This is a genomic window from Blastococcus sp. LR1, assembly GCF_020166105.1.
In the GTDB taxonomy this organism is placed as follows: domain Bacteria; phylum Actinomycetota; class Actinomycetes; order Mycobacteriales; family Geodermatophilaceae; genus Blastococcus.
Window position 1 is genome coordinate 1 of sequence record NZ_JAIUJY010000009.1, and the last position, 1,805, is coordinate 1,805.

The following is a 1,805-nucleotide window of genomic DNA, read 5'->3' on the forward strand; positions in this document are numbered from 1 at the left end:
CCGTGTCTCCTGTGTCCGTGGGGTGCCACCGGGCTTCCGGCGACAACACAGACTCTGGAGGGCCAACCGCAGGCCACCCGCCAGCGATCCGCAAGAAACCCGCAAGGAATCCGGCTCTGTGCCAGACCGGGTTCGCGCGGTCGGGGCCGCGACGTCAGACCGTGCTGGCGAGGGCCTGGAGTTCCTGGACGCGCGTGTGGGCGAGCACGCCGCGGCGGGCGTCGGCGGCGATGGCCCGGCAGATGGAGGCGACCTCGGGGTGGCCCAGCTGGCCGCTGGTGCCGGCGAGGGTGGTGGCGGCGGAGGCGACAGCCGTGGTGTTGCCGGCGGAGGTGCTGGTGGTGATGGCGGAGAGGCGGCCGGGCAGGGCGCTGCGGTAGATCTCCTGCAGGCGGTCCATGAGGCCGGCGCCCAGGTCCTCGTCGTCCAGGTCCTCGTCGTCCAGGTCTTCGTGCGCGGCCGGCCCCGTGGTCCGGCCGCGCAGGAAGTCCAGGAGGGTGCCGGGGACGACGACGGCGGGGCGCGGCGCGGAGCGCTCGTCGGCCGGGTCCTCGACGGTGGCGACGGAGTGGACCAGGGTCAGCACGTCGTCACCACCACGGGAGCGGAGACCTTGCTCCAGCCGTAGTCGGTGAGCACGTTGACGGTGACCGACACCTGGAGGCCGGGGCTGCGGCCGGTGGAGTAGGTGACCGTGGTCTGCGTCGGACCGGTGCTGGCGGCGAGGGTCTGGCCCGCGACCGTGGCATTGACGACGTAGCCCGACACCCGGGCCGAGGAGCTGGCGGTCCAGGTGACCCGCGCCTCCATCGAGTACAGGGTGGGACAGGTGATCTGCACGCGCACGTTGGTGGGCGCGGCGACCGTGGTGGTCGTCAGCGTGGTCGGGGTGGGCAGCTTCACCATCTCGGAGAAGGTGGCAGAGGCCGGGAGGGTGCTGAGGAGAACGGCGACGACGCCCAGGGCGAGCACCGAGAGTGCGCGGCGGATGGCGGTCATGCCTGGTCCTCCTTCGTCTCGTCGTCGGTGTCGACGGCGGGGGTGGTGGCCCGGGCGGGGCGCCAGATCGTCATGAGCAGCCAGCCGGCCAGCAGCACGGGGGCGCCGTAGAGCAGGACCTGGTTGAGGACCGGGGTCCGGAGGGCCGTGACCAGGTGGCCGAGCTCCGGGACGACCGCGCGGACCTCGTAGGCGGTGTCGCCCTGCAGTCGCGCCGTCCAGGGGTCGATCTCCGCGTTGGCGTCGCCCTTGGTCTGCACCAGGACGCTGCCGTCGGGAGCGTGCTCCACCGAGACGACGCGGTGGGTCACGAGGCTGCCGTCGTCGACGGGCATGTGGTACGTGATGACCATGCCCTCGGTGACGTCCGTCAGGTCGATCGGGGTGGCGACGGTGATGTCACCCGGCTCGATCTCGGGGGCCATGCTGGCGGTCAGCATGGTCATGGTGCGGTAGCCGAGCACGTGCGGTCCGACGGCGAGCAGAGCGAACACCAGGACGGCGGCCCCCATGACTCCGCGGACCAGCCACGGGGCCGTGCGGCCCGCGATCTGGCGGGCCCGGGCGGCGCGGGCGCCGGCCGTGGAGCGCTTGTCCTCGGCCGGGGACAGCGCGCTGGCTGCCCCCGGGCGACGGACGGGGAGGACGGTGGTCATGGCGTGGTCTCCGATAGCTCGTCGGGCCGCGATCAGCGCGCGGTGCCGGTCTTCTGCGTGCCCGTGAAGACCAGGCTCAGCGCAGCGGACTTGCCCTGGAAGGTGTTGTCGGCGGTGGTGGGCAGCGAGACGGTGTAGGCGACGAAGTCG

General features: G+C 72.6%; 3 protein-coding genes. All 3 read right to left on the bottom strand.

From position 1 onward, the window contains the following. Positions 1-154 precede the first annotated feature (154 nt). Genes LBW97_RS19650 through LBW97_RS19660 form a run of 3 tightly spaced genes read right to left on the bottom strand, consistent with a single transcriptional unit; the run spans position 155 to position 1,655 of the window. The gene (locus tag LBW97_RS19650; protein WP_224501063.1) at positions 155-586 is read right to left on the bottom strand and encodes an Hpt domain-containing protein; all 432 of its coding nucleotides are present in this window, start codon (positions 584-586) and stop codon (positions 155-157) included. Continuing rightward, positions 580-999: a hypothetical protein gene (locus LBW97_RS19655; protein ID WP_224501064.1), complete on the bottom strand. Its 420-nt coding sequence runs from the start codon at positions 997-999 to the stop codon at positions 580-582. The genes LBW97_RS19650 and LBW97_RS19655 overlap by 7 nt, the downstream gene beginning before the upstream one ends. Next, complete coding sequence (locus LBW97_RS19660) at positions 996-1,655, bottom strand: signal peptidase I (protein WP_224501065.1); 660 nt, start codon at positions 1,653-1,655, stop codon at positions 996-998. The genes LBW97_RS19655 and LBW97_RS19660 overlap by 4 nt, the downstream gene beginning before the upstream one ends. Between the last annotated feature and the right edge of the window lie 150 nt (positions 1,656-1,805).